Raw genomic sequence first — 18,690 nt, forward strand, 5'->3', positions numbered from 1 at the left:
ATGACCCCATCGCCCCGTATGACGGGGCACTTCCCCATTTGAATGGGGAAGAGATTGACCCCGATCACATCCATGGCCACAGCGTAGCAGGAGGCCTTCTACTCCGCAGCGGCGGCGAAGCGCAGGTCGGGCAAAGGCTGCGAGCGGTCGACCGGTGCGCCGGCGTCGAACGTCTTCAGTTCGGGCATCACTGTCTTCGCGAACATGCGCATGTTCCGCGCCGCTTCCTCGTGCGGCATGCCGGCATAGGAGAAGACGCCGACATAGCCGCAGTTATTCGTCTTCTTGTGGATCGCCATGATCTTCTCGTGGACCTGCTCGGGCGTGCCGTAGACCTGCAGGTCGGCGAAGAACTCGATCGCCTTCTGGTCGCCGTAGACCGCGAGCTTCTCGTTCATCTTGGCGTAGTACTCGTAGCCGCGCTGGTTCTTCATGTGGGCGCCGGCGAACTGGTAGTGGTCGAGCACCGTGCGGTAGTAGCCGCCGATATACTTCACCGCCATCTCGCGCGCCCGCTCCGCGCTCTGGTCGACGAAGGTCCAGCCGGCCGAGATCGGCTGCGGCGCATCGGTGCCGTTGATCTCGCGGTAAAGCGTATTGTACTCGGTCAGCTCCTTCTCGACCTCGCGCCACGGCTTCTGCGGGATGATCAGCAGGCCGACGCCGAGCCGCGCCATGATGCGCGCGCTCTCCGGCGAGACGGCGGCGGCATAGGTGCGGCCGCGGAAGCTCTTGAACGGGGCGGGACGGATCTCGACCGGCGGTTGCCGGTAATGCTTGCCCTGGTATTCCATCACGCCTGTCTCGAGGCCCTTCAGCAGCGCCTCGCCGTATTCGACGAACAGTTCGCGGCTGTCGCCCATGTCGAGGCGGAAGCCATCGAACTCGACCTTTCCGGCGCCGCGGCCGAGACCCAGGATCATGCGGCCGCCCGAGAGATGGTCGAGCATGGAGATCTGCTCGGCGACCCGCATCGGGTCGTGCCACGGCAGCACCACGACCATCGAGCCCAGCCTTACATGCCGGGTGCGACCGGCCATGTAGGACAGGAACTGCACCACGTCGGGACACATCGTGTAGTCGGTGAAATGGTGCTCGACCGACCAGATCGAATCGAAGCCCAGCGGCTCGGCCATGTCGGCCAGTGCCAGCTCGTTCAAGTAGATCTGGCGATCGCTCAGTGCGCGGCCGGTGTTCTGGAAGACTGCAGCCATTCCGACATGCATGGCGTTACCTCCTGCTGGTTGCCGCATGGTAAACAGCCGTTCACATGATTGGGAAGTGCCTGCCGATGCTTGATTCCGCCGTATTCGACCGTCATATCCGCCGCATGCGCACCCTGCTCGCCGCTCTCTCCTCAGTTGCTCTGCTTTCGCTCGGCACTGCCCACGCTCAAGCCCAGACCTCCGCACAACAGGCGCAAGCCCAGGCACAGGCTTCGAATCCGCAAGTTGCGGAGGTCGAGCGCTACTTCAACGGCATCCGCACGATGCAGGCCCGCTTCGTCCAGTCGAACCCGGGCGGTACGGTGGTGCAGGGCACGCTCTCGGTGAGCCGGCCCGGCCGCATGCGCTTCGAATACGATCCGCCCTCGCAGCTCAAGATCGTGGCCGACGGCAGCCAGGTGACGATGTGGGACATCCCCAACCGCGACTTCGGCCAATGGCCGATCGGCTGGACCGCCGCCTCGTTCCTGGTGCGCGAGCCGATGGTGCTGCAGGGCGGCGACCTCACCGTGGAGAAGGTCGAGCGCGCCGACGGCATGCTGCAGCTCACCATGAGCCAGACCAAGAAGCCGGGCGAAGGCAAAGTGATCGTGCGCCTCTCCGAGAACCCGATGGTGCTGCGCGGCTGGTCGATCATCGACAATCGCGGCCAGCGGGTCGACGTTGCGCTGAACGGCCTGCAGACCGGCCTGCAGCTCGCGCCTGCGCTGTTCAAGTATGACGGCCCGGATGCCAGCATTGTTCGGCGCGGCACCAGATAAGTTTATAGTCTCCACCTGAAACCGGCGTGGGGACTTGAAGACGTGAGTGGACTGACGGTGAGGGCCTCGACCGAGGCCGACGTGGCGCGCTGCGCGGAAATCTACGGACATCACGTGCTGCACGGCACGGCCTCCTTCGAGGTCGATCCGCCGGATGTGGCGGAGATGCGAAAGCGCCGCGCCGCCGTGCTCGATCTCGGCCTGCCCTATATCGTGGCCGAGAAGAACGGCCGCCTGCTGGGCTACGCCTATGCCGGCCTTTATCGCACGCGTCCGGCCTACCGCTTCACCGTCGAGAACTCGATCTACATCGACAAGGATGCGGTCGGCCAGGGCGTCGGCAAGGCGCTGCTGGTGCCGCTGATCGACCTCTGCGCCCGCGACGGCCGCCGCCAGATGATCGCCGTCATCGGCGATTCCGCGCACGTCGCCTCGATCAACCTCCACGCTTCCTGCGGCTTCGTGATGGTCGGCACCCTGAAGAGCGTCGGCTTCAAGTTCGGCCGCTGGCTCGACAGCGTCCTGATGGAGCGTCCGCTGGGCGAGGGCGACACGACGCTGCCCGTTGCCTGAAACAGCGAGGCTGACTATTGGGACTGTCAGGAGGCGCCATGAAGACGTGGCCTGTGCAGGACGCCAAGGCGCGATTCAGCGAAATGCTCGAAGATTACCTGAAGCACGGTCCCCAATTCGTCACCAAGCACGGCAGCGAGGCGGCGGTCCTTGTGCCCATCGAGGAATGGCGGCGCCTGCACGGTGCGCCCGTGCGGACGCTCAAGGATCTCCTTCTGTCCGACGAGGCGCGAGGCGACCTAAAGATTCTGCCGAACGGGCGGCGTCGACGACGCGCGATCCCGCGCTTCGATTGACCCCGCAAAAACACGAGGCGGCATGACATGCGTCTGATCGACTATTTCGACCGCGGGGCCGATCTCTATCCCGAGCGGCATTGCCTGCATGACGGGACGCGGGGCTGGACCTACCGCGAGGTGCGGGGGCAGACGCATCGCGTCGCCAACGGGCTTCTGGCGATGGGGCTCGGGCGCGGCTCGAAGGCGGCTGTCTACAGTCCCAACCATGCCGCGGCCTATGCCTGCCTGCTGGGCATCGTGCGTGCCGGCATCACCTGGGCGCCGGTCAATGCGCGCAATGCGCTGGAGGAGAATCTCTACATCCTGAACAACACCGACGTTGAGGTGCTGTTTTACCATTCGAGCTTCGAGAACTATCTCGCGCGCATCCGCGAGGCCTGCCCGCGCATCACCGGCTTCATCTGCATCGACACGCCGTCCTTCGCTGAGTGGCTTGCGGCGCAGAAGGAACTGGCGCCAGACCTGCCGGACGCACCGGACGACGTGGCCTTCCTCGCCAGTTCGGGCGGCACCACGGGGCGGCCCAAGGGCGTGCAGATCACCAACGGCAACATCGAGACGATGAACTCGATCTTCTGGGCCTGCATGCCGGTGACGTCGCCGCCGGTCCATCTGATGGTGGCGCCGATGACGCATGCCGCCGGCGTCTGCTCCTTCCCGCTGCTGGCCTTCGGCGGCACCAACATCTTCATGGGCACGGCCGATCCCGGCGGCATCCTGGCCGCGATCGAGAAGCACAAGGTGACGCATGTCTACATGCCGCCGACGCTCATCTACATGCTTCTCGCCCATCCCGACGTGGGCAAGTACGACTACAGCTCGCTGCAGCATCTGGTCTATGCGTCGGCACCGATGTCGGTCGACAAGCTGGTCGAGGCGGTAAAAGTGTTCGGCCCGGTTCTGACCCAGACCTACGGCCAGGCCGAGGCCTGCATGATCTGCACCTTCTTCTCGCCGGAAGATCATGTCGCTGCGCTCGAGACCAACAACCGCCACCGGCTGGCAAGCTGCGGCAAGGTCTCGCCGCTGGTGCGGCTCGAGGTGATGGATGATTCCGGCAAGTTGCTGCCGCGCGGCGAGCGCGGCGAAATCGTCGTGCGCGGTAATCTCGTGATGAAGGGCTACTACAACAATGTCGCGGCGACGGCCGAGGCCTCGGCCTTCGGCTGGCACCATACCGGCGACATTGGCGTCATCGACGAGGACGGCTTCGTCTACATCGTCGATCGCAAGAAGGACATGATCATCTCCGGCGGCTTCAACGTCTTTCCCGGCGAGGTCGAGCAGGTCCTGTGGAGCCATCCCGCGGTGCAGGATTGCGCGGTGATCGGCATCCCCGACGAGAAGTGGGGCGAGGCGGTGAAGGCCGTGGTCGAGCTGAAGCCCGGCATGTCGGTCGAGGCCGACGAGCTGATCCGGCTCGCCAAGGAGAAGCTCGGTGGCGTCAAGGCGCCGAAGTCGGTCGACTTCGTCGACACGCTGCCGCGCAGCCCCGTCGGCAAGGTGCTGAAGAAGACCCTGCGCGAACCCTACTGGGCCGGTCACGAGCGGAAGATCTGATGCGGGATTGGCTGCGGCGCCTGCCGCCCAACGTGCAAGGCGCCCTGTGGCTGGTGAGCGGCGGTTTCATCTTCACCTCGACCAGCGTGATGATCCGCCTGCTCTCCGAGCAGGTCGAGAGCGTGCAGACCGCCTTCTTCCGCGCCGTTCTGTCCGTCGTGATGCTGCTGCCGTTCATACTGTCGGGGCGCGTGAAGCCGTGGCTCAGCCAGCGCATCAAGGGGCACTTCTGGCGCACCTTCATGGGCACCACCTCGATGGTGCTGGGCTTCTACGCCGTCTCGATGCTGCCGCTGGCCGATGCCACCGCCATCGCCTTCTCGCAGCCGCTCTTCTCCGTCCTGGTCGCCGCGCTCATCGCCAAGGAGAAGGTCGGCTGGCGGCGCTGGACCGCGACCGCCGTGGGTTTCGCCGGCGTGCTGGTCATGGTTCGCCCAGGCGCGGGCAGCCTGCAGCTCGGCGCGCTGGTGGCGCTGGCCAACGCCGCTTGCGTCGCCATCTCGATCCTGCTGGTGAAGCGCCTCTCCGATTCCGAAGCGCCGCTGATGATCCTGACCCAGTTCGCCATCTTCTCGACCCTGCTGCTGGCGCCGCCGGCGCTCTGGGTCTGGCGCTGGCCCGACCTGTTCGGCTGGATGCTGGCGATCGGCATCGCCTCCACCGCCACGATCGGCCAGTATTTCTGGGTGCAGGCCTTCAAGGCGGGCGAAATGTCGGCCATCGCGCCGTTCGAGTACATGCGCCTGCCCTTCGCGGTGTTCATGGGCTGGCTCGTGTGGAGCGAAATGCCGGTCGTCTGGACCTATGTCGGCGCCGCCATCGTCATCGCCTCGGCCCTCTACATCGCCCATCGCGAGCACAAGCTCGCCCGCGAGCGCCGGAAGAATACCGGCTAGTCGGGCAGGAGCCAGCCGGAGAGCGAGTAGATGATCAGGCCGACCAGGCCGCCGACCAGGGTGCCGTTGATGCGGATGTACTGGAGGTCGCGGCCGACCTGGTGCTCCATGCGATCGACCAGCGTGGTCGCGTCCCAGGCTTCGACGACCTGCGTGACATAGGCACCGATCTCGGCCCGCCGGGGAATGATCGCGCGCCGCACCAGATAGCGCATCCAGCGATCGAGGCGACGCTGGACGTCCGGATTGTCGCGCAGCCAGCCCGCCGCCGCGGCCACGGCGGTCTCGGTGACGGAAGCGATCTTCTCCGAGTAGAGGGCGGCATCGCCGGGCAGGCGATTTTCGATCTCCGACCACAGGGCGCTCAACTGGTCCTCGAACATCGGCGTGGCGAGCGCGTTCTGTTTCACGGCCTCGACCTCGGCGATCAGCGCGGGGTCGTTGTGCAGTCGTTCGATGAGCGATTCGACGGCGGCCTTCAGCTCCAGCCGCCAGGGATGCGCCGGATCGCGCATTTCGGTCAGCGTCTGCGTCAGCGCCACGAAGACCTTGTCGGCCAGCATGCCGTCGACCCATTTCGGGATCCATCGCGAGGATCCGGCCTCCAGCTTGCGGCGGATCATGTCCTTCTGACCGGTCAGCGAGGCTTCGAGCAGGTCGAGGCCGCGATCGATCAGGGCCTGCGTCTGGCCGTGTGCCCAGCCGATGGCAAGCAGATGGGAGGCGACCGGCGCCGCGGGCATGGCGAGCAGGCCGCGCTTCACGGACTCGCGCAGGAAGGCGCTGATGTCCTCGCGGGGCAGTGCCCGGACGATCTCGGGGACGGCGAGCGCCACGCCTCGGGCGACGCGTCGGGCGTTGTCCGGCTGGCTGAGCCAGTCGGTTGCCCAGCGTCCCGCCTCCAGCTTCGCCAGCCGCTGCGACAGGACCTGCGGCGTCAGGAAGTTGTTGGTGACGAAGCGGCCCATGGCGCCGGCGATGCGCTTCTGGTTGCGCGGCACGATCGCCGTGTGCGGGATCGGGATGCCGAGCGGATGGCGGAACAGCGCGACCACGGCGAACCAGTCGGCGCAGGCGCCGACCACGCCCGCCTCGGCGAAGGCTCGCACGTAGCCCAGCCACGGCCAATGGACCTTGCCGAAGGAGGTGGCCACGAACAGGCAGGCCATCGCGACCAGCAGCAAGGTGGCGATGACGCGCATGCGGCGCAGCGCGGCGAGCTTGGCCTCCAACTCCGTCAGGTCGGCGGCACGCCCGTGCGGCAGCAGCGGCGCCGTGCCGTCGATGCTCATCGTTGGCCCGCGACGGCCATTGTCGTGTAGTGACGGCGCACCACATCCTCGCCGTAGTGCCGCTCCAGCCGCCGCACGGTGAAATGCGCCTTGGCGATGCGCTGGAAGTGACTCATGAAGATGACGTTGATCGTGGCGCCGCCGACCGCGCCGACCACGGGAATCGTGCTGGCGGCGATACGATCGGAGACCACGAGGCTGAAGCGCGACGCCAGCTCGGTCAGCAAGGTGCCGGCGGCGGGGGTGGAGAGCTGCAGGGCGCCGCGTTGCACGGCTTCGGCGACCGCGCTGCCCGACATGCGCGACAGCATGGTGCGGGCGGCGAAATATCCGACATCGCCGCGCGTACTACCGTGGCGTCGTCCGCCCAGCCCGAAAACCTGCAGGCAGGCCATGCGGGCCTCGATCTGCGACAGGTCCTCGCCATTGTGCCGGGCGATCGACGCCACGGCGCGCAACATCAGCGTCGCGGTGACGGGCAGTTCGACCGGCAGGGCGGCGATGCCCACGAAGCCGCTGACCCCGCCGGTCACGCCGGCCGCCATCGAGGACAACCACGGAACGGGCCGCCGCTGGCCGCTCTCGTCGAGCGTGCGGATCGCGGTCTTCAGGCAGCGCAGCATGGCGACCTCGGCCGCCTTCGCCAGGCCCTTGTCGGCCGCCCGCGGCAGCAGCGCGAGCACCCGGTTCACCGGCGCGCCGGCATAGTCGGCGATGCGCGCCGCCAGATTGGGATTCTCGAGCGCATCCGCGGCCTCGGCGAGGGCAGCGCGATGCGGCGCCTCCATCTCCTGCAGCCCGTGGCCCGCCGACATCATTGATAGCGGAGCATCGGTCTCATGCCGTTGAGCGCGGCGGCGATGGCCGATCCATTGCTGATGAGAGCCGTGACGGTGGGCGAGACCAGACCGCCCGGCAGGGCGAGCGCGAGTGCCAGCGTATTGAGGCCCGCGACGATCGCGTAGTTCTGGCGGATCAGGCTCACGGCATCGCGCGAGATGTCGATCGCCTCGACGACCTTCCACAGCGAATCTTCCATCAGCACGACATGGGCCGATTCATGGGCAATGTCGGCGCCGTGCTTCATGGCGATGCCGATGTCGGCGAAGCTCAGCGCCGGCGAATCGTTGATGCCGTCGCCGATCATGGCGACGATGTTGCCCTCACGCTGCAGCTCCTTGACCGCTTCCGCCTTGTCGGCCGGCATCAGCTCGGCGAACTCGCCGGTCAGGCCGAGGCGCCGGCTGACGGCGCGCGCGACCACGCCATTGTCGCCGGTCAGCATGATGGTGTTGCGGATGCCCATTTGATGGAGTCGTTCGATGACCTTGCGGCTCTCCGGCCGGATCTTGTCGGCATAAGAAACAAGCCCGGCGAGCTCGCCGTCGACTGCGACGAACAGGCTCGAGAGGCCGGCCTGGTCGCGATCGGAGCGGTCGTTTGCGGCACGGGCCACCGAAATGCCGCTTTGCCGCATGAACCGTTCGCTACCGACATGGAGATAGTAACCGTTGACCTGACCTTCAACACCCAGCCCGACCCGATATTGCGTCTCCTCGCACTCCGGCAGGTTGACGGCGAGTTCGCGGGCGCGCGTGCGCAGCGCCTCGGCGACCGGATGGTTGAGGCGCGTCTCGGCCGCCGCGGCGAGGCCCAGCAGGTGGTTGGGCGTGATGTGGTCGGTGTAGGGCTGCACGTCCATCACGGCAGGCACGCCTTGCGTCAGCGTTCCGGTCTTGTCGAACACGATCGTGTCGACCTTGGCCAGGCGCTCCATATGGCCGCCGCTCTTGATGATGATGCCGGTGCGCGCGGCATGGGTCATCGACGACAGGATCGATGTCGGCGCCGCGACGCGGATGCCCGTGCCGTAGTCGACGATGACCAGCGACAGGAAGCGATTGAAATCGGCGGTGAGGGCTGCCGTGCCGGTGGCGAGGGCCAGGGTCGGCAGCACCAGGCGGTCCGCCAGCAGTTCGGCGTGGTTCTGCATGCGCGTGTCGCCCATCGGGGCGCCTTCGACGAGGCGGGCGATCTGCCCGGCCGTCGTCGATGTGCCGACCCGGTTCGCGCGCACCGTGATCTGGCCTTCGCGCAGCACGGTCGCCGCGAAGACGGTGTCGCCATGGCCGCGGCTCACCGGCAGGCTTTCGCCTGTGATCGTCTTCTGGTCGATCGCGGCGGTTCCCTCGACGATCTCGCCGTCGATCGGGATCATCTCTCCCGGGTAGACGACCACCAGGTCGTCGACGACGAGCTCGGTCGCGGGAACGGAGATGATCTGTCCGTCGCGCTTCACCCACGCGCCCTTGTTCTGGAATTCCAGGAGCTCGCTGATGGCGCGCCGCGAACCCGCGGCGGTAAGGTCGCGGATCCAGTCGCCGAGCTTGATCAGCCAGGTGACGATCGATCCGGCCAGCGGGTTGCCTTGGGCGACCGAGGCGATGATGGCCAGCGTGTCGAGGAAATCGACATTGAGCCGGCGTTCGTTTCGGATGACCCGCCAGGCGCGGCGGGCGATCGGCAGGCCGTTCCACAGCATGAGCGGCATGTTGATCGCCACCATGATGGGATTCGACGAGAAGGCGAGGCCCAGCGACACGGTCGGCAGCAACAACGCCGACTGGGCCGAGAGCAGCTCCGGGACTTCCGAGCGGGTCGGCGGTGCGTTGGAGTTCTTGATGTCGGACTGGGTGGCGTGCGCCTCGCCGTTCGGCAGCGCTGCGTCCGAAGCCAGCCACGCATCCAGCGCGCCGAGGCGCAGATGATCCAGCATCATCTGCAGCTCCTGCTCGCTGGCCGGATCGTATTCCAGCACCAGGCAGGCACAGTCGTAGTTGAAACGCGCCGTCTTGACCTTGTTGCGCGCCAGCAGCCAGGCCATTGCGGCCTCGGCCACCGCGGGCTTGCGGGCCAATGCGGGAATATGGAGCCTCACCCGTCCAGGCAGGTGATGGCGAATCGCGACTTGCATCCGGATATTGCCTTCGCTCAGAGGGCGGCCCCGATGGGGGCCGCGGGTCGGTCAGGACCTGACCGGTACGGCGGCCGCTGCTTCCTCGGCCGCTTCCTGCTGCATCTCGATGAAGTGGTTCAGGCCGAACAGCGCCAGCGTCACCCAGACCGGCGTGGCGGACGCCGCACCGACCTCGAAGATCGTCACGCCGACCACCGCCACGGCGAGCAGCATCTTGAGGTCGAGCACGTTGCCGGTGGCGAGCTTGATCTGACGATTGGTCTCGCTGCAGAAGTCGACGACCATGCGAGCCGCCTGCGAATGCTCCGCCAGGTACTCGGCTTCCTGCTGGATCTTCGTGGCGACGGCGTCGATTTCGTTGGTCGGCGGCCTCGGGCGAGGCGGTTCGGGCTGGTGCCGGTTCATGTGGCTCGTGAAACCGGACCCGAAATCGTAATGCTTGTCGGGGTCGTAGACGAGAACGATGCTTCCCGTCACCGGATTGACCTCGATGCTTTCCACGCCGGGGATCGCGCTCAAGACCTGCTTGTAGGTCTCGAGCTGCTCGGAATTGCCCTTGGCCGACGGGATTTTCATCCGGATGCGGCCAGGGACTTGATGAACGATCTTGAGCTTGGCCGCCACGGTGGGGCTCTCTTCTGATATTCCGACGCTGGGCTACGGCTTACGCGGCCACCGGTGTCGTCGGCGCTGCCGCAGCGGCGGGAGCGGGCTGCGGCGCAGGCTTCGCCTTGGTATCGGCCTTCACGTCGTCCTGGGCCTTCACCTCGGCCACGATGTCCTGAACCTGCTCCTTGGCCTCGGCCACCATCTCGTTGGTCTTCTGGCCGAACTTGTAGATGCCGCGGACCGACGAACGGAGCACGGGCGTGACCGCCGGGACGATCTTGGAGGCGTACTTGGGCGCCAGCATTGCCACGACGCCGAGCGCGATGCCCGGAATGAGCGCCACCTCGAACAGCGCCGCACCAACCACCACAGCGCCGACCGTGGCGGCCGTCGTCACGACGGTCTCTTCCGCGTTCGGGGCGGCCGTATCGTCGGCGGCCGCGGCGGAGACGGTCTCGGTGGCGGCGCCGTCGGCGGCCGCGCCCATCGAGGGGGCCGTGTCGGTCGTGGCGGCCGCCTGGGCCGTTCCGTTGGCGTTCGAATTCAACATCCTACTCTCCTTAATATTGCCCCCCGCGGGAAGGCGCGTGCGGCATCCCCCAAGTTCCGCCGGCCGTCAGGCCTGCGTCCTTCACCGTTCGGTATCACGCTAAAGTGACGGAACTGCTACCTTGGTCCCCATTCCGGGCACTCCGAATTCATCGGCATCGACATAGTCGGTGCCGGTGTGAACCAGGACGCGCCCCGTCTCGATGTCGAACCAGGCGCCATGGAGGGCGAGATCGCCCCGGCCGACCGCCTCCGCGATGTAAGGGAAGGTCATGAGGTTCGCGAGGCTTCCGGTGATCGAGGTGTGCTCGAGCCGCGTCAAATAGCCCTCCTGGTCCGGCGGCCCGGCCTGGGCGGCCGCGTCCAGGATCATCGACATCCAGCGATGGATGGCATCGCCCGGCGCCAGCGCCGGTCCCTGCTCGGCATAGGCCCGGATGCCGCCGCAATGGGCGTGGCCGAGCACGACGATGTGCGCGACGCGCAGGACCAGGACGGCGAATTCGAGGGCGGCAAAGACCCCGTGGCAGAGGGTGTCGGGCGCATGGGGCGGCACCAGGTTGGCGATGTTGCGCACCACGAAGAGCTCGCCGGGATGGGCGTCGAAGATCACCTCGGGCGAAACGCGCGAGTCGCAGCAGCCGATGACGAGGGTGGTGGGCGACTGCCCCTGGCGGGCAAGTTCCCGGAACCGGTCCCGCTCCAGCGGCATGCGGCCTTCGAGAAAGGAGCGATACCCTTCGACGAGCCGGGGCGGAAAGGCGGGCTGGTGCGGCATGTGGCCTCCTCGAGTCACGGAAGCCCACTCTGCCCCTCTTGTGTGACGGGCCGGTGCGAGGTCCTGCGACTCCGGGCGCCAGCTTGGCAAGGGGGATGGAAATGCTAAAAGCGCCCAACCACGGAGGACTGCAATGAACGTCAAGGGTCAGGCCGCGATCGTCACGGGCGGCGCGTCGGGATTGGGCGGCGCCACGGCATCGGCACTGGCGGCAGCGGGCGCCAAGGTCGCGATCTTCGACCTGCAGGACGAGCTGGGCGAGCAGAAGGCCAAGGAAATCGGCGGCCTCTTCGTGAAGACCAACGTGGGCGATGCGGCCAGCGTCGAGGCCTCGGTGAAGACGGTCGTCGAGAAGCTGGGCGCGCCGCGCGTCGTCGTGAACTGCGCCGGCATCGGCCGCTCGGGTCGCACCATCTCCAAGTCCGGCCCGCACGATCTCGCGATGTTCAGCCAGGTCATCCAGGTGAACCTGATCGGCACCTTCAACGTGATCCGCGTCGCGGCCTACGCGATGAGCCAGGCCGAGCCGATGGACGGCGGCGAGCGCGGCGTCATCATCAACACCGCCTCGGTCGCGGCGTTCGACGGCCAGATCGGCCAGGCGGCCTATTCGGCGTCGAAGGGCGGCGTGGTCGGCATGACCCTGCCGATCGCGCGCGACCTCGCGAGCCTCGGCGTCCGCGTCTGCACCATCGCGCCGGGCCTGTTCCTCACGCCGATGATGATGAGCCTGCCGGCGGAAGCGCAGAAGAGCCTGGGCGCCCAGGTGCCGTTCCCCTCGCGCCTCGGCGACCCGAAGGAATATGCCCAGCTCGCCATGAGCATCGTCGAGAATCCCATGCTGAACGGCGAGACGATCCGTCTCGACGGCGCGATCCGGATGGCGCCCAAGTAAGCGGATCGGGAAGGCGTTGCGATGCGGCCTGCAACCTTACTGATGGCGGCAGTCGGCCTGGCTGCCGTCGCGCAGCCGGCAAGCGCCGAGCCACGCTGGCTTGCCTGCAAGGTCACGGACCAGGGCGGGCAGGTGCGCAATTTCGCGATCGTGTTCGACGACCGGCGCAACACGGCCGGCATCTGGGACGGGATCGCGATGCTGGAGGGAACAGACGTGGCCACCACGTTCCAGTCGCTGCGGGCGCGCTTCCCCACCTTCTCGATAACCTACAACCGCAACGACGGCGCGTTCTCGATGACGCCGCTCGGCGCCAACTATGGTGGCCTGTTGCACGGCGACTGTCGCCGCAGCAACCCGCCGCCCGGCGCTCCCGCCGGGCAGCGTTGACGCTTCTTCTTTAGTAACCGAGATCGGCCGGCTGCTCGCAGCGCAGGTCGGCGATGCTGTTCTCCGTCGCCTGGCGGCCCGGCGTCGTCTGGCCGTTGCAGGTGTAGCGGATGCGCAGCGTCTTGGTGAGCCGGTCGGGCATGCCGAAGATGTAGGCCATCGCCGGCACCTGGCAGCGCGTCGGACCGTCGCCGCAGATGTCGCGCACCTGCTGCGTGACGTCGACCGAGCCGGAGGGACCGCCCCACGAGGCTTCGAGGATGTCGATGCGGCGCGGCACGAGCGGCGTCTGGCCGACGCACGCCATGCGGACCTTGAAGGTCGGCGGCGCGATCTCGGCCAGCACGAAATTCTGCGGTTGGCAGGTCCAGATCACGGTGAGTTTCTTGGCGAGATCGTAGCGGCTGTCGTTATAGGCCGGTCCGTTGGCGAACACGTCGCAGGGATAGCCGCCCGGACAGGTCACCATGCTGGTCACGTCGGCGCCGGGACCAGCCTGCGGCAGGCCCCAATAGGCCCGCTTGATCTGCGCCGTCGACTGCACGACCACCCGCGAGCCCTGGCTGCAGGCGACGACCGTACCCACCACGGCCATTGCCAAAAGAACAAGACGACCCCAAGCCATGAAACCCCCGGTCAATAACTGCACTGCCAATCCCAATTTCCCGCGGGGAAACTAACGCCCGGCCGCGTCCGCGGCAATCGGGCAGGCGGGCCGCTGTTTACAGCCTTTGTTGCACGCCGGATGTATTCGCTGTTGGCTCCGAATCATCCCCGGGCTGCCGCTCGGGGTTGATGCTATAGGGGTGCCCATGACCGATACGCTTCCCGACAGACTGTCCACCAATCCCAAGAGCCCCCATTACGACGAGGCGCTTCTCCAGCGCGGCATCGGCATCAAGTTCGATGGCCAGGAGAAGACCAACGTCGAGGAATATTGCGTGAGCGAGGGCTGGATCCGCGTCGCCGTCGGCAAGACCGTCGACCGCAAGGGCAATCCGCTGACGATCAAGCTCAAGGGCACGGTCGAGCCTTACTTCGAGACCAAGAAGTCCTAGGCACAGCATGGGCCGGTCGCATGGACAGCAACGCACGACAGGCAAGCTGCCCAGCCGGCGCGGCATGTTGCGAACGGCAGCGGCCACGGCCGGTCTTTTGTTCGCAGGCACGCCCGCGGGAGCACAGGCCATGAAGATCCGTCTCGGCACCGCCACGCCGGGCGGCGGCTTCCCGGTCTATGGCGCGGCCTTCGTCGAGGGCGTGCGCCGCTTCGATCCGACCCTGGAGATCGAGGCGATCAACACCAAGGGCAGCACCGAGAACGTGCCGATGCTCGAAGCCGGTACGCTCGACATCGCGCTGGTCCAGGGCGAGGTCGTGCACGAAGTGCTGCAGGGTGTCGGCCGTGCACCGGCCGACCTGCGCGTGCTGACGGCCATGTATCCCACCGCGGGCATGTTCGTCGTACGCGCCGACTCGCCCTATCGCACCATCGCCGACCTCAAGGGCAAGCCGATCGCCTGGGGCGCCGGCGGTTCGGGCCTGGTGATCCTCGGCCGCTATGCCATGGACGGGCTCGGGCTGGACGCCGCGAAGGACTTCCAGCCGATCTATCTCGAACGCGCGGGCGACGGCCCGGCGATGGTGCTGGACGGTCGCGCAGCCGCCCTGTGGGGTGGCGGCAACGGTTGGCCGGGCTTCGTGACCATGGCCAACAGCGGCGCGCGCTTCATCGCGCCCGATGCCGCCGAGATCCAGCGCATCCTGGCGAAGCATCCGTTCCTGAAGCCGGTGACGCAGGCGGCCGGCAGCTTTCCCGGGCAGGCGGCGGCGATCCCCTCGGTCGGCTCCTGGAGCTTCGTGCTGGCACGGCCCGGGCTCGACGAGACGGCGGCCTATCGGATCGTGAAGGCGTTGTATGCCGTGCAGCAGGCCGGCAATCCGGCCCAACTGGTCGACACGACGGCCGCCAATACGGTCGCCGCGGTGCCCGGACGCGAAAGGTTGCATCCCGGAGTCGTTCGTTTCTATCGCGAGATCGGCCTGCTCACGTAACCAACGGCTAGGTGCCGCGTTGGCCAATGGACAACGAAGGAGCCAGCCATGGACAAGTCCAAAGCCAGCAGCAAGGTCGAAGGTGAAGGCAGCTACAGCGCCACCGCCGACTACAACAAGCGCACGGCCGATTACCTGAAGAAGGGCAGCGTCGACAGTGACGCCCGGGAAGCCATGCAGGCGCTGGATTCGGAAGAAGCCGGCCTGCTCAAGGACGCCGAAGCCAAGGGCAAGGCAGGCGATCCGAAGGGGCAAGGCAAGGCGAAGACCAAGTAGGTCTTCGCCCTCGCGCGCCTACTCGGGCTTCAGCAAACCTTTCGCGGCAAGTTCGCCGATCCCGGCTTCCTCCGTCTTCATGAAGGCGACGAATTCCGCCGGGGTCGACGGCCGCACGGTCGCGCCCAGCTCGGTGAACTTCTGCTTGATCGCAGGGTCATCGAGCGCGGCGACGGCGGCGGCATTCAGCGTGTTGATGATCGGCGCCGGCGTGTCCTGACGCACGAAAACACCGAGCGTCGTGCCGCCGTCGAACGGCTTGCAGCCGGTCTCGGCGAGCGTGGGCACGTTCGGCAGTTCGGGCGTGCGCTTCTCGCCGACTACCACGAGGGCGCGCAGCTTGCCCGACTGGAGATGCGGCAGCGAGCTGCTGAGCTGATCGACGTAGGTGTCGATCTGGCCGGCCAGGACGTCGTTCAATCCCACGCCCGAACCGCGATAGGGCACGATCGAGAAGCTGACCTTCTCGTTCTCCTGGATGCGCAGGATATCGGTGTGGTTCGGCGTGCCGTTGCCGGCGTGACCCATGCTGATCGTGCCGGGCTTGGCCTTGGCGGCCACCAGCACGGACTGCCAGTCCTTGAAGGGACTGTTGGCCGGCACGACGACGATCATCGGCACCGTGCTCAGCATGCTGACCGGTGCGAAGGACGGCACCATCGACGGCTTGCCGGCCATCAGCGGCGACACGTAGAGCGTGCCGAAGGCCGCGATCACCATCGTGTAGCCGTCGGCCGGCGCCTGCAGCACCATCTCCTGGCCGACCACGCCGCCGGCGCCGGGCCGGTTGTCGACGATCACGGACTGGCCGAGCTTGCGCGACATGCCTTCGCCCGCGAGGCGCGCCGTCACGTCGGCATTGCCACCGGCCGCGAAGGGCACGATGAACCGGATGGGCTTGGTCGGGAAAGCCTGCGCCCGGGCGCCGAAGCCCGTGGCCAAAGCGGTCGACGCCGCCAGCCCGCCCAGAATGAATGTCCGCCTCTGTGCCACGATGTCTTCCTCCAAGTTTTTGGCGAATTGATTGAGCGGAGCATCGGACGCGGGATCGCGCGAGGCCACTCAAATCGCGGGGGCCTTTCGCGGCCCGAAAGGCTTCATTCGGCGGCAGGCCTTATTCGGCGGCGGGGGCCGACACGCGCTCGAAGTCGACCACCTGGGCGCGCTGCTTGGGCAGGGCGCCGGGATACTCGTTCTGCAGGAAGGCGATCAGCTTTTCACGAACCTCGCAGCGCAGGTCCCAGGCCTCGGGCGAGGTCCGCGCGCTGACCAGGCAGCGTAGCTGCACGGCGCGCTCGCCGCTGTCGACGACCTGCAGGTTGACGACCTGCCCGTCCCATAGTTTCGAAGACTTCACGATCTCCTCGAGCTTGGTTCGCGCGCGCGCCACCGGGACGGTGTAGTCGACCCACAGCAGCACCGACCCGATCAGGTCGGTGGTTTGGCGCGTCCAGTTCTGGAAGGGCTTTTCGAGGAAGTAGGAGAGCGGCACGACCAGCCGGCGCCAATCCCAGATCTTGATGACGACATAGGTGCCGGTGATCTCCTCGACCCAGCCCCATTCGCCTTCGACGATGACGGCGTCGCCGATGCGGATGGGCTGGGTGATCGCGATCTGGATGCCGGCGAACAGGTTGGTGAGCAGCGGGCGCGCGGCAAGGCCGACGACGAGACCGGCCGCACCCGCCGATGCGATCAGGCTCACGCCGTACTGCTTCACCGAATCGAACGTCATCAGGGCCGCGGCGACCGTGACGAGGATCACCACCGTCCCCGCCACGCGTCGCAGCACGCGCACCTGTGTCAGGTGCTTGCGGCCGACCGCATCGCCACTGAAGTCGATGTCGGAGCGGCGGAGGTAGAAGTCCGAGGCCAGGGTGATGGCGGCCGTGCAACTCCAACCCAGCAGGAGAATGAAGGCCACGATCAGGCCATGCCCGACGATCGCCCGGCCTTCGCTTTCGAGCGGCACCAGCGGCAGGGTGAGGGCTACGGCGAAGATTACGAGGGCGACCCGCAGCAGGGCCTGGGTCGCCGATACCAGCGACTGGAGAAAATCGGCCGACGCGGGGATCAGCCGGCGCAACAGCCGCAGCGCCAGGCCGTGCAGGGTGATGGCCAGGGCCGCGGCCGCCACGAAGCACGCAACCGAGATCGCCCAGTTCGGCGCCCAGGTCGCGATGCGATCGAGCCAGAAGAGCGGATTTTCCATGGTGCAGCGCAAACGTCGCCTTCGCGCCGGCAGTTCCGCCGACTTCAGGTTACGGTTTTATGCTGTATTTCCCGCACATTGTGCGTTGAAAAGCGGCGCAACCACACGCTCTGCAACGGCGTTTTTTCGCTGAACCCGAACGAGAGGGAGCGATGCCATGCGAGTGAGCGAGGCAATGACGCGCGACGTTTGTGTCGCGCGACCCGACCATACGATCGAGGACGCGGCGCGGATGATGCTGGCCATCGATGCCGGCCTGCTGCCGGTTGGAGAGGAAGACAGGCTGATCGGCATGATCACCGACCGCGACATCGCGGTGCGCGCCATAGGTGAGGGCAAGGGGCCCAAGACCGAAGTGCGCGAGATCATGACCGAGGACGTGAAGTACTGCTTCGTCGACGAGGATACCGCGCACGTCGCCAGGAACATGGGCGAGCAGCAGATCCGCCGCCTGCCGGTGGTCGACCGCGACAAGCGGCTGGTCGGCATCCTGTCGCTGGCCGATGTTGCGGCCCACGAGAATGACGGCCGCAAGGTCGGTAATGCATTGCGCGAGATCGCCCAGCCGGGCGGCGAGCACAATCAGGGTGCCGAGGAACGCGGGAGGGGCATGTGAGTTCGCCGCACGCTGCCGTCTGGCTGAACGCCGACGAGGCCCACATCTACCGCTTCGGCTCCGGCGAGGTGGAGAAGCTCGAGGTCAAGGCCGAGGGCGAAGGCCGGGTCCGCGACGATCGCGAATATTTCGAGGCGATCCTCGCGGAGCTCACCGAGGTCGAAGGCTGGATGATCGCGGGCCCCACGGGACCGCGTCAGGACTTTGAGAAATATGTGAAGGTTGGTCACGCCGAACAGCTTGCGAAGAAGCTGGTCGGCGTCGAGGAGATGGATCAGCCGCACGACGGCGAACTGTTGCGTCACGCGCGCAAGCGGCTGGCCTCCTAGCTAATTGCTGTTCTCCAGGTGCGTCACGACGAAGCGACGGCCTTCGCGTTCGACTTCGAAGCGGACGCGATCGCCGGGGCGGAGGCCTTTCAGGGACGCGGGATCCTCGACGGTGAAGATCCTCACGCCGCCCTCGGGCAGAAGCGGGAGCGGGCGGTAGTCCAGCGTGATCCGGCCTGCAGCCGCATCGATGGCAACGACGCGACCGCTCGCCAGCAACGCGTCGTTGGGCGGCACTTCGACCGCACAGTTGTCGAGATCGTGATCGTATTCGCCGTATGCACCGTAGATGCTGGGGAGGCCGGTTGCCGAAACCGTAAGAGGCGAAAGAGCAAGCGCGGCACAAGACGCAGCAAGCGCGAACATACTCTTGGACATTGGGCTGACTTTCCGATGG

General features: G+C 66.7%; 23 protein-coding genes. 12 read left to right on the forward strand and 11 right to left on the reverse strand.

Annotated elements, in window-relative coordinates; genetic code table 11:
• Positions 1-98: 98 nt before the first annotated feature.
• Positions 99-1,226, reverse strand: coding sequence for an LLM class flavin-dependent oxidoreductase (locus AC1ROX_RS06310; RefSeq protein ID WP_493123514.1), 1,128 nt, complete (start codon positions 1,224-1,226; stop codon positions 99-101).
• A gap of 65 nt (positions 1,227-1,291) precedes the next feature.
• On the opposite strand from AC1ROX_RS06310, the gene AC1ROX_RS06315 reads away from it, so the two are divergent.
• Genes AC1ROX_RS06315 through AC1ROX_RS06335 form a run of 5 tightly spaced genes read left to right on the forward strand, consistent with a single transcriptional unit; the run spans position 1,292 to position 5,315 of the window.
• On the forward strand, positions 1,292-1,987 hold the full coding sequence (locus AC1ROX_RS06315; protein ID WP_493123516.1) for a LolA family protein: 696 nt from the start codon (positions 1,292-1,294) through the stop codon (positions 1,985-1,987).
• Between the two features lie 42 nt (positions 1,988-2,029).
• Positions 2,030-2,560, forward strand: coding sequence for a GNAT family N-acetyltransferase (locus AC1ROX_RS06320; RefSeq protein WP_493123518.1), 531 nt, complete (start codon positions 2,030-2,032; stop codon positions 2,558-2,560).
• Between the two features lie 38 nt (positions 2,561-2,598).
• Complete coding sequence (locus tag AC1ROX_RS06325) at positions 2,599-2,856, forward strand: type II toxin-antitoxin system Phd/YefM family antitoxin (RefSeq protein ID WP_493123520.1); 258 nt, start codon at positions 2,599-2,601, stop codon at positions 2,854-2,856.
• 27 nt (positions 2,857-2,883) lie between these two features.
• A complete protein-coding gene (locus tag AC1ROX_RS06330) occupies positions 2,884-4,419 on the forward strand; it encodes a class I adenylate-forming enzyme family protein (protein WP_493123522.1) in 1,536 nt (511 codons plus the stop codon).
• Positions 4,419-5,315 carry a DMT family transporter gene (locus tag AC1ROX_RS06335; RefSeq protein ID WP_493123524.1) on the forward strand — a complete coding sequence of 299 codons (897 nt, stop codon included), beginning with the start codon at positions 4,419-4,421 and terminating at the stop codon, positions 5,313-5,315. Before AC1ROX_RS06330 ends, AC1ROX_RS06335 begins: the two co-directional genes overlap by 1 nt.
• Here AC1ROX_RS06335 and AC1ROX_RS06340 read toward each other — a convergent pair.
• The 6 genes from AC1ROX_RS06340 to AC1ROX_RS06365 form a co-directional block, all read right to left on the reverse strand.
• Positions 5,312-6,607 carry a DUF445 domain-containing protein gene (locus AC1ROX_RS06340; protein WP_493123526.1) on the reverse strand — a complete coding sequence of 432 codons (1,296 nt, stop codon included), beginning with the start codon at positions 6,605-6,607 and terminating at the stop codon, positions 5,312-5,314. The genes AC1ROX_RS06335 and AC1ROX_RS06340 overlap by 4 nt on opposite strands.
• Positions 6,604-7,425 carry an EcsC family protein gene (locus AC1ROX_RS06345; protein ID WP_493123528.1) on the reverse strand — a complete coding sequence of 274 codons (822 nt, stop codon included), beginning with the start codon at positions 7,423-7,425 and terminating at the stop codon, positions 6,604-6,606. The genes AC1ROX_RS06340 and AC1ROX_RS06345 overlap by 4 nt, the downstream gene beginning before the upstream one ends.
• Positions 7,422-9,581 carry a heavy metal translocating P-type ATPase gene (locus tag AC1ROX_RS06350; protein WP_493123530.1) on the reverse strand — a complete coding sequence of 720 codons (2,160 nt, stop codon included), beginning with the start codon at positions 9,579-9,581 and terminating at the stop codon, positions 7,422-7,424. The genes AC1ROX_RS06345 and AC1ROX_RS06350 overlap by 4 nt, the downstream gene beginning before the upstream one ends.
• A gap of 51 nt (positions 9,582-9,632) precedes the next feature.
• The gene (locus AC1ROX_RS06355; RefSeq protein WP_493123532.1) at positions 9,633-10,208 is read right to left on the reverse strand and encodes an HMA2 domain-containing protein; all 576 of its coding nucleotides are present in this window, start codon (positions 10,206-10,208) and stop codon (positions 9,633-9,635) included.
• Positions 10,209-10,248: 40 nt separating this feature from the next.
• On the reverse strand, positions 10,249-10,743 hold the full coding sequence (locus AC1ROX_RS06360) for a DUF5132 domain-containing protein (protein ID WP_493123534.1): 495 nt from the start codon (positions 10,741-10,743) through the stop codon (positions 10,249-10,251).
• Positions 10,744-10,842: 99 nt separating this feature from the next.
• A complete protein-coding gene (locus tag AC1ROX_RS06365) occupies positions 10,843-11,520 on the reverse strand; it encodes a carbonic anhydrase (protein ID WP_493123536.1) in 678 nt (225 codons plus the stop codon).
• A gap of 133 nt (positions 11,521-11,653) precedes the next feature.
• Here AC1ROX_RS06365 and AC1ROX_RS06370 point away from each other — a divergent pair, with 133 nt between their 5' ends.
• Together AC1ROX_RS06370 and AC1ROX_RS06375 are read left to right on the forward strand one after the other, a co-directional pair.
• Complete coding sequence (locus AC1ROX_RS06370) at positions 11,654-12,415, forward strand: SDR family NAD(P)-dependent oxidoreductase (protein ID WP_493123539.1); 762 nt, start codon at positions 11,654-11,656, stop codon at positions 12,413-12,415.
• A gap of 21 nt (positions 12,416-12,436) precedes the next feature.
• The gene (locus tag AC1ROX_RS06375) at positions 12,437-12,805 is read left to right on the forward strand and encodes a hypothetical protein (RefSeq protein ID WP_493123541.1); all 369 of its coding nucleotides are present in this window, start codon (positions 12,437-12,439) and stop codon (positions 12,803-12,805) included.
• A gap of 10 nt (positions 12,806-12,815) precedes the next feature.
• Here AC1ROX_RS06375 and AC1ROX_RS06380 read toward each other — a convergent pair whose 3' ends face one another.
• Entirely contained in the window at positions 12,816-13,430 is a 615-nt protein-coding gene (locus AC1ROX_RS06380; protein ID WP_493123543.1) for a hypothetical protein, read from the reverse strand.
• Between the two features lie 187 nt (positions 13,431-13,617).
• Here AC1ROX_RS06380 and AC1ROX_RS06385 point away from each other — a divergent pair, with 187 nt between their 5' ends.
• The 3 genes from AC1ROX_RS06385 (at position 13,618) to AC1ROX_RS06395 (ending at position 15,136) form a co-directional block, all read left to right on the forward strand.
• Positions 13,618-13,863: a DUF3297 family protein gene (locus tag AC1ROX_RS06385; RefSeq protein WP_295145643.1), complete on the forward strand. Its 246-nt coding sequence runs from the start codon at positions 13,618-13,620 to the stop codon at positions 13,861-13,863.
• A 64-nt stretch (positions 13,864-13,927) separates the two neighbouring features.
• Complete coding sequence (locus AC1ROX_RS06390; protein WP_493123664.1) at positions 13,928-14,860, forward strand: TAXI family TRAP transporter solute-binding subunit; 933 nt, start codon at positions 13,928-13,930, stop codon at positions 14,858-14,860.
• A 48-nt stretch (positions 14,861-14,908) separates the two neighbouring features.
• Positions 14,909-15,136: a hypothetical protein gene (locus AC1ROX_RS06395; RefSeq protein WP_493123545.1), complete on the forward strand. Its 228-nt coding sequence runs from the start codon at positions 14,909-14,911 to the stop codon at positions 15,134-15,136.
• An 18-nt stretch (positions 15,137-15,154) separates the two neighbouring features.
• Here the strand turns inward: AC1ROX_RS06395 and AC1ROX_RS06400 are convergent, their stop codons facing one another.
• Positions 15,155-16,129: a Bug family tripartite tricarboxylate transporter substrate binding protein gene (locus AC1ROX_RS06400; protein WP_493123547.1), complete on the reverse strand. Its 975-nt coding sequence runs from the start codon at positions 16,127-16,129 to the stop codon at positions 15,155-15,157.
• A 121-nt stretch (positions 16,130-16,250) separates the two neighbouring features.
• Positions 16,251-17,348 carry a mechanosensitive ion channel family protein gene (locus AC1ROX_RS06405; protein ID WP_493123549.1) on the reverse strand — a complete coding sequence of 366 codons (1,098 nt, stop codon included), beginning with the start codon at positions 17,346-17,348 and terminating at the stop codon, positions 16,251-16,253.
• Positions 17,349-17,505: 157 nt separating this feature from the next.
• Between AC1ROX_RS06405 and AC1ROX_RS06410 the strand changes: the two genes are divergently transcribed.
• Both AC1ROX_RS06410 and AC1ROX_RS06415 read left to right on the forward strand, forming a co-directional pair.
• A complete protein-coding gene (locus tag AC1ROX_RS06410; RefSeq protein ID WP_493123551.1) occupies positions 17,506-17,964 on the forward strand; it encodes a CBS domain-containing protein in 459 nt (152 codons plus the stop codon).
• Complete coding sequence (locus tag AC1ROX_RS06415) at positions 17,961-18,293, forward strand: hypothetical protein (RefSeq protein ID WP_493123553.1); 333 nt, start codon at positions 17,961-17,963, stop codon at positions 18,291-18,293. The genes AC1ROX_RS06410 and AC1ROX_RS06415 overlap by 4 nt, the downstream gene beginning before the upstream one ends.
• Here the strand turns inward: AC1ROX_RS06415 and AC1ROX_RS06420 are convergent, their stop codons facing one another.
• Positions 18,294-18,671: a copper-binding protein gene (locus AC1ROX_RS06420; RefSeq protein WP_493123555.1), complete on the reverse strand. Its 378-nt coding sequence runs from the start codon at positions 18,669-18,671 to the stop codon at positions 18,294-18,296. It abuts the gene before it with no gap.
• Positions 18,672-18,690: the final 19 nt, after the last annotated feature.

This window comes from Reyranella sp. GW821-FHT14A01 (assembly GCF_058803965.1).

Coding starts and splice junctions, on each gene's coding strand:
- AC1ROX_RS06310 (WP_493123514.1), bottom strand. CDS start 1,226: ATGCATGTCGGAATGGCTGCAGTCTTCCAGAACACCGGCCGCGCACTG.
- AC1ROX_RS06315 (WP_493123516.1), top strand. CDS start 1,292: ATGCTTGATTCCGCCGTATTCGACCGTCATATCCGCCGCATGCGCACC.
- AC1ROX_RS06325 (WP_493123520.1), top strand. CDS start 2,599: ATGAAGACGTGGCCTGTGCAGGACGCCAAGGCGCGATTCAGCGAAATG.
- AC1ROX_RS06330 (WP_493123522.1), top strand. CDS start 2,884: ATGCGTCTGATCGACTATTTCGACCGCGGGGCCGATCTCTATCCCGAG.
- AC1ROX_RS06335 (WP_493123524.1), top strand. CDS start 4,419: ATGCGGGATTGGCTGCGGCGCCTGCCGCCCAACGTGCAAGGCGCCCTG.
- AC1ROX_RS06340 (WP_493123526.1), bottom strand. CDS start 6,607: ATGAGCATCGACGGCACGGCGCCGCTGCTGCCGCACGGGCGTGCCGCC.
- AC1ROX_RS06345 (WP_493123528.1), bottom strand. CDS start 7,425: ATGATGTCGGCGGGCCACGGGCTGCAGGAGATGGAGGCGCCGCATCGC.
- AC1ROX_RS06350 (WP_493123530.1), bottom strand. CDS start 9,581: ATGCAAGTCGCGATTCGCCATCACCTGCCTGGACGGGTGAGGCTCCAT.
- AC1ROX_RS06360 (WP_493123534.1), bottom strand. CDS start 10,743: ATGTTGAATTCGAACGCCAACGGAACGGCCCAGGCGGCCGCCACGACC.
- AC1ROX_RS06365 (WP_493123536.1), bottom strand. CDS start 11,520: ATGCCGCACCAGCCCGCCTTTCCGCCCCGGCTCGTCGAAGGGTATCGC.
- AC1ROX_RS06370 (WP_493123539.1), top strand. CDS start 11,654: ATGAACGTCAAGGGTCAGGCCGCGATCGTCACGGGCGGCGCGTCGGGA.
- AC1ROX_RS06375 (WP_493123541.1), top strand. CDS start 12,437: ATGCGGCCTGCAACCTTACTGATGGCGGCAGTCGGCCTGGCTGCCGTC.
- AC1ROX_RS06380 (WP_493123543.1), bottom strand. CDS start 13,430: ATGGCTTGGGGTCGTCTTGTTCTTTTGGCAATGGCCGTGGTGGGTACG.
- AC1ROX_RS06385 (WP_295145643.1), top strand. CDS start 13,618: ATGACCGATACGCTTCCCGACAGACTGTCCACCAATCCCAAGAGCCCC.
- AC1ROX_RS06390 (WP_493123664.1), top strand. CDS start 13,928: ATGTTGCGAACGGCAGCGGCCACGGCCGGTCTTTTGTTCGCAGGCACG.
- AC1ROX_RS06395 (WP_493123545.1), top strand. CDS start 14,909: ATGGACAAGTCCAAAGCCAGCAGCAAGGTCGAAGGTGAAGGCAGCTAC.
- AC1ROX_RS06405 (WP_493123549.1), bottom strand. CDS start 17,348: ATGGAAAATCCGCTCTTCTGGCTCGATCGCATCGCGACCTGGGCGCCG.
- AC1ROX_RS06410 (WP_493123551.1), top strand. CDS start 17,506: ATGCGAGTGAGCGAGGCAATGACGCGCGACGTTTGTGTCGCGCGACCC.
- AC1ROX_RS06420 (WP_493123555.1), bottom strand. CDS start 18,671: ATGTCCAAGAGTATGTTCGCGCTTGCTGCGTCTTGTGCCGCGCTTGCT.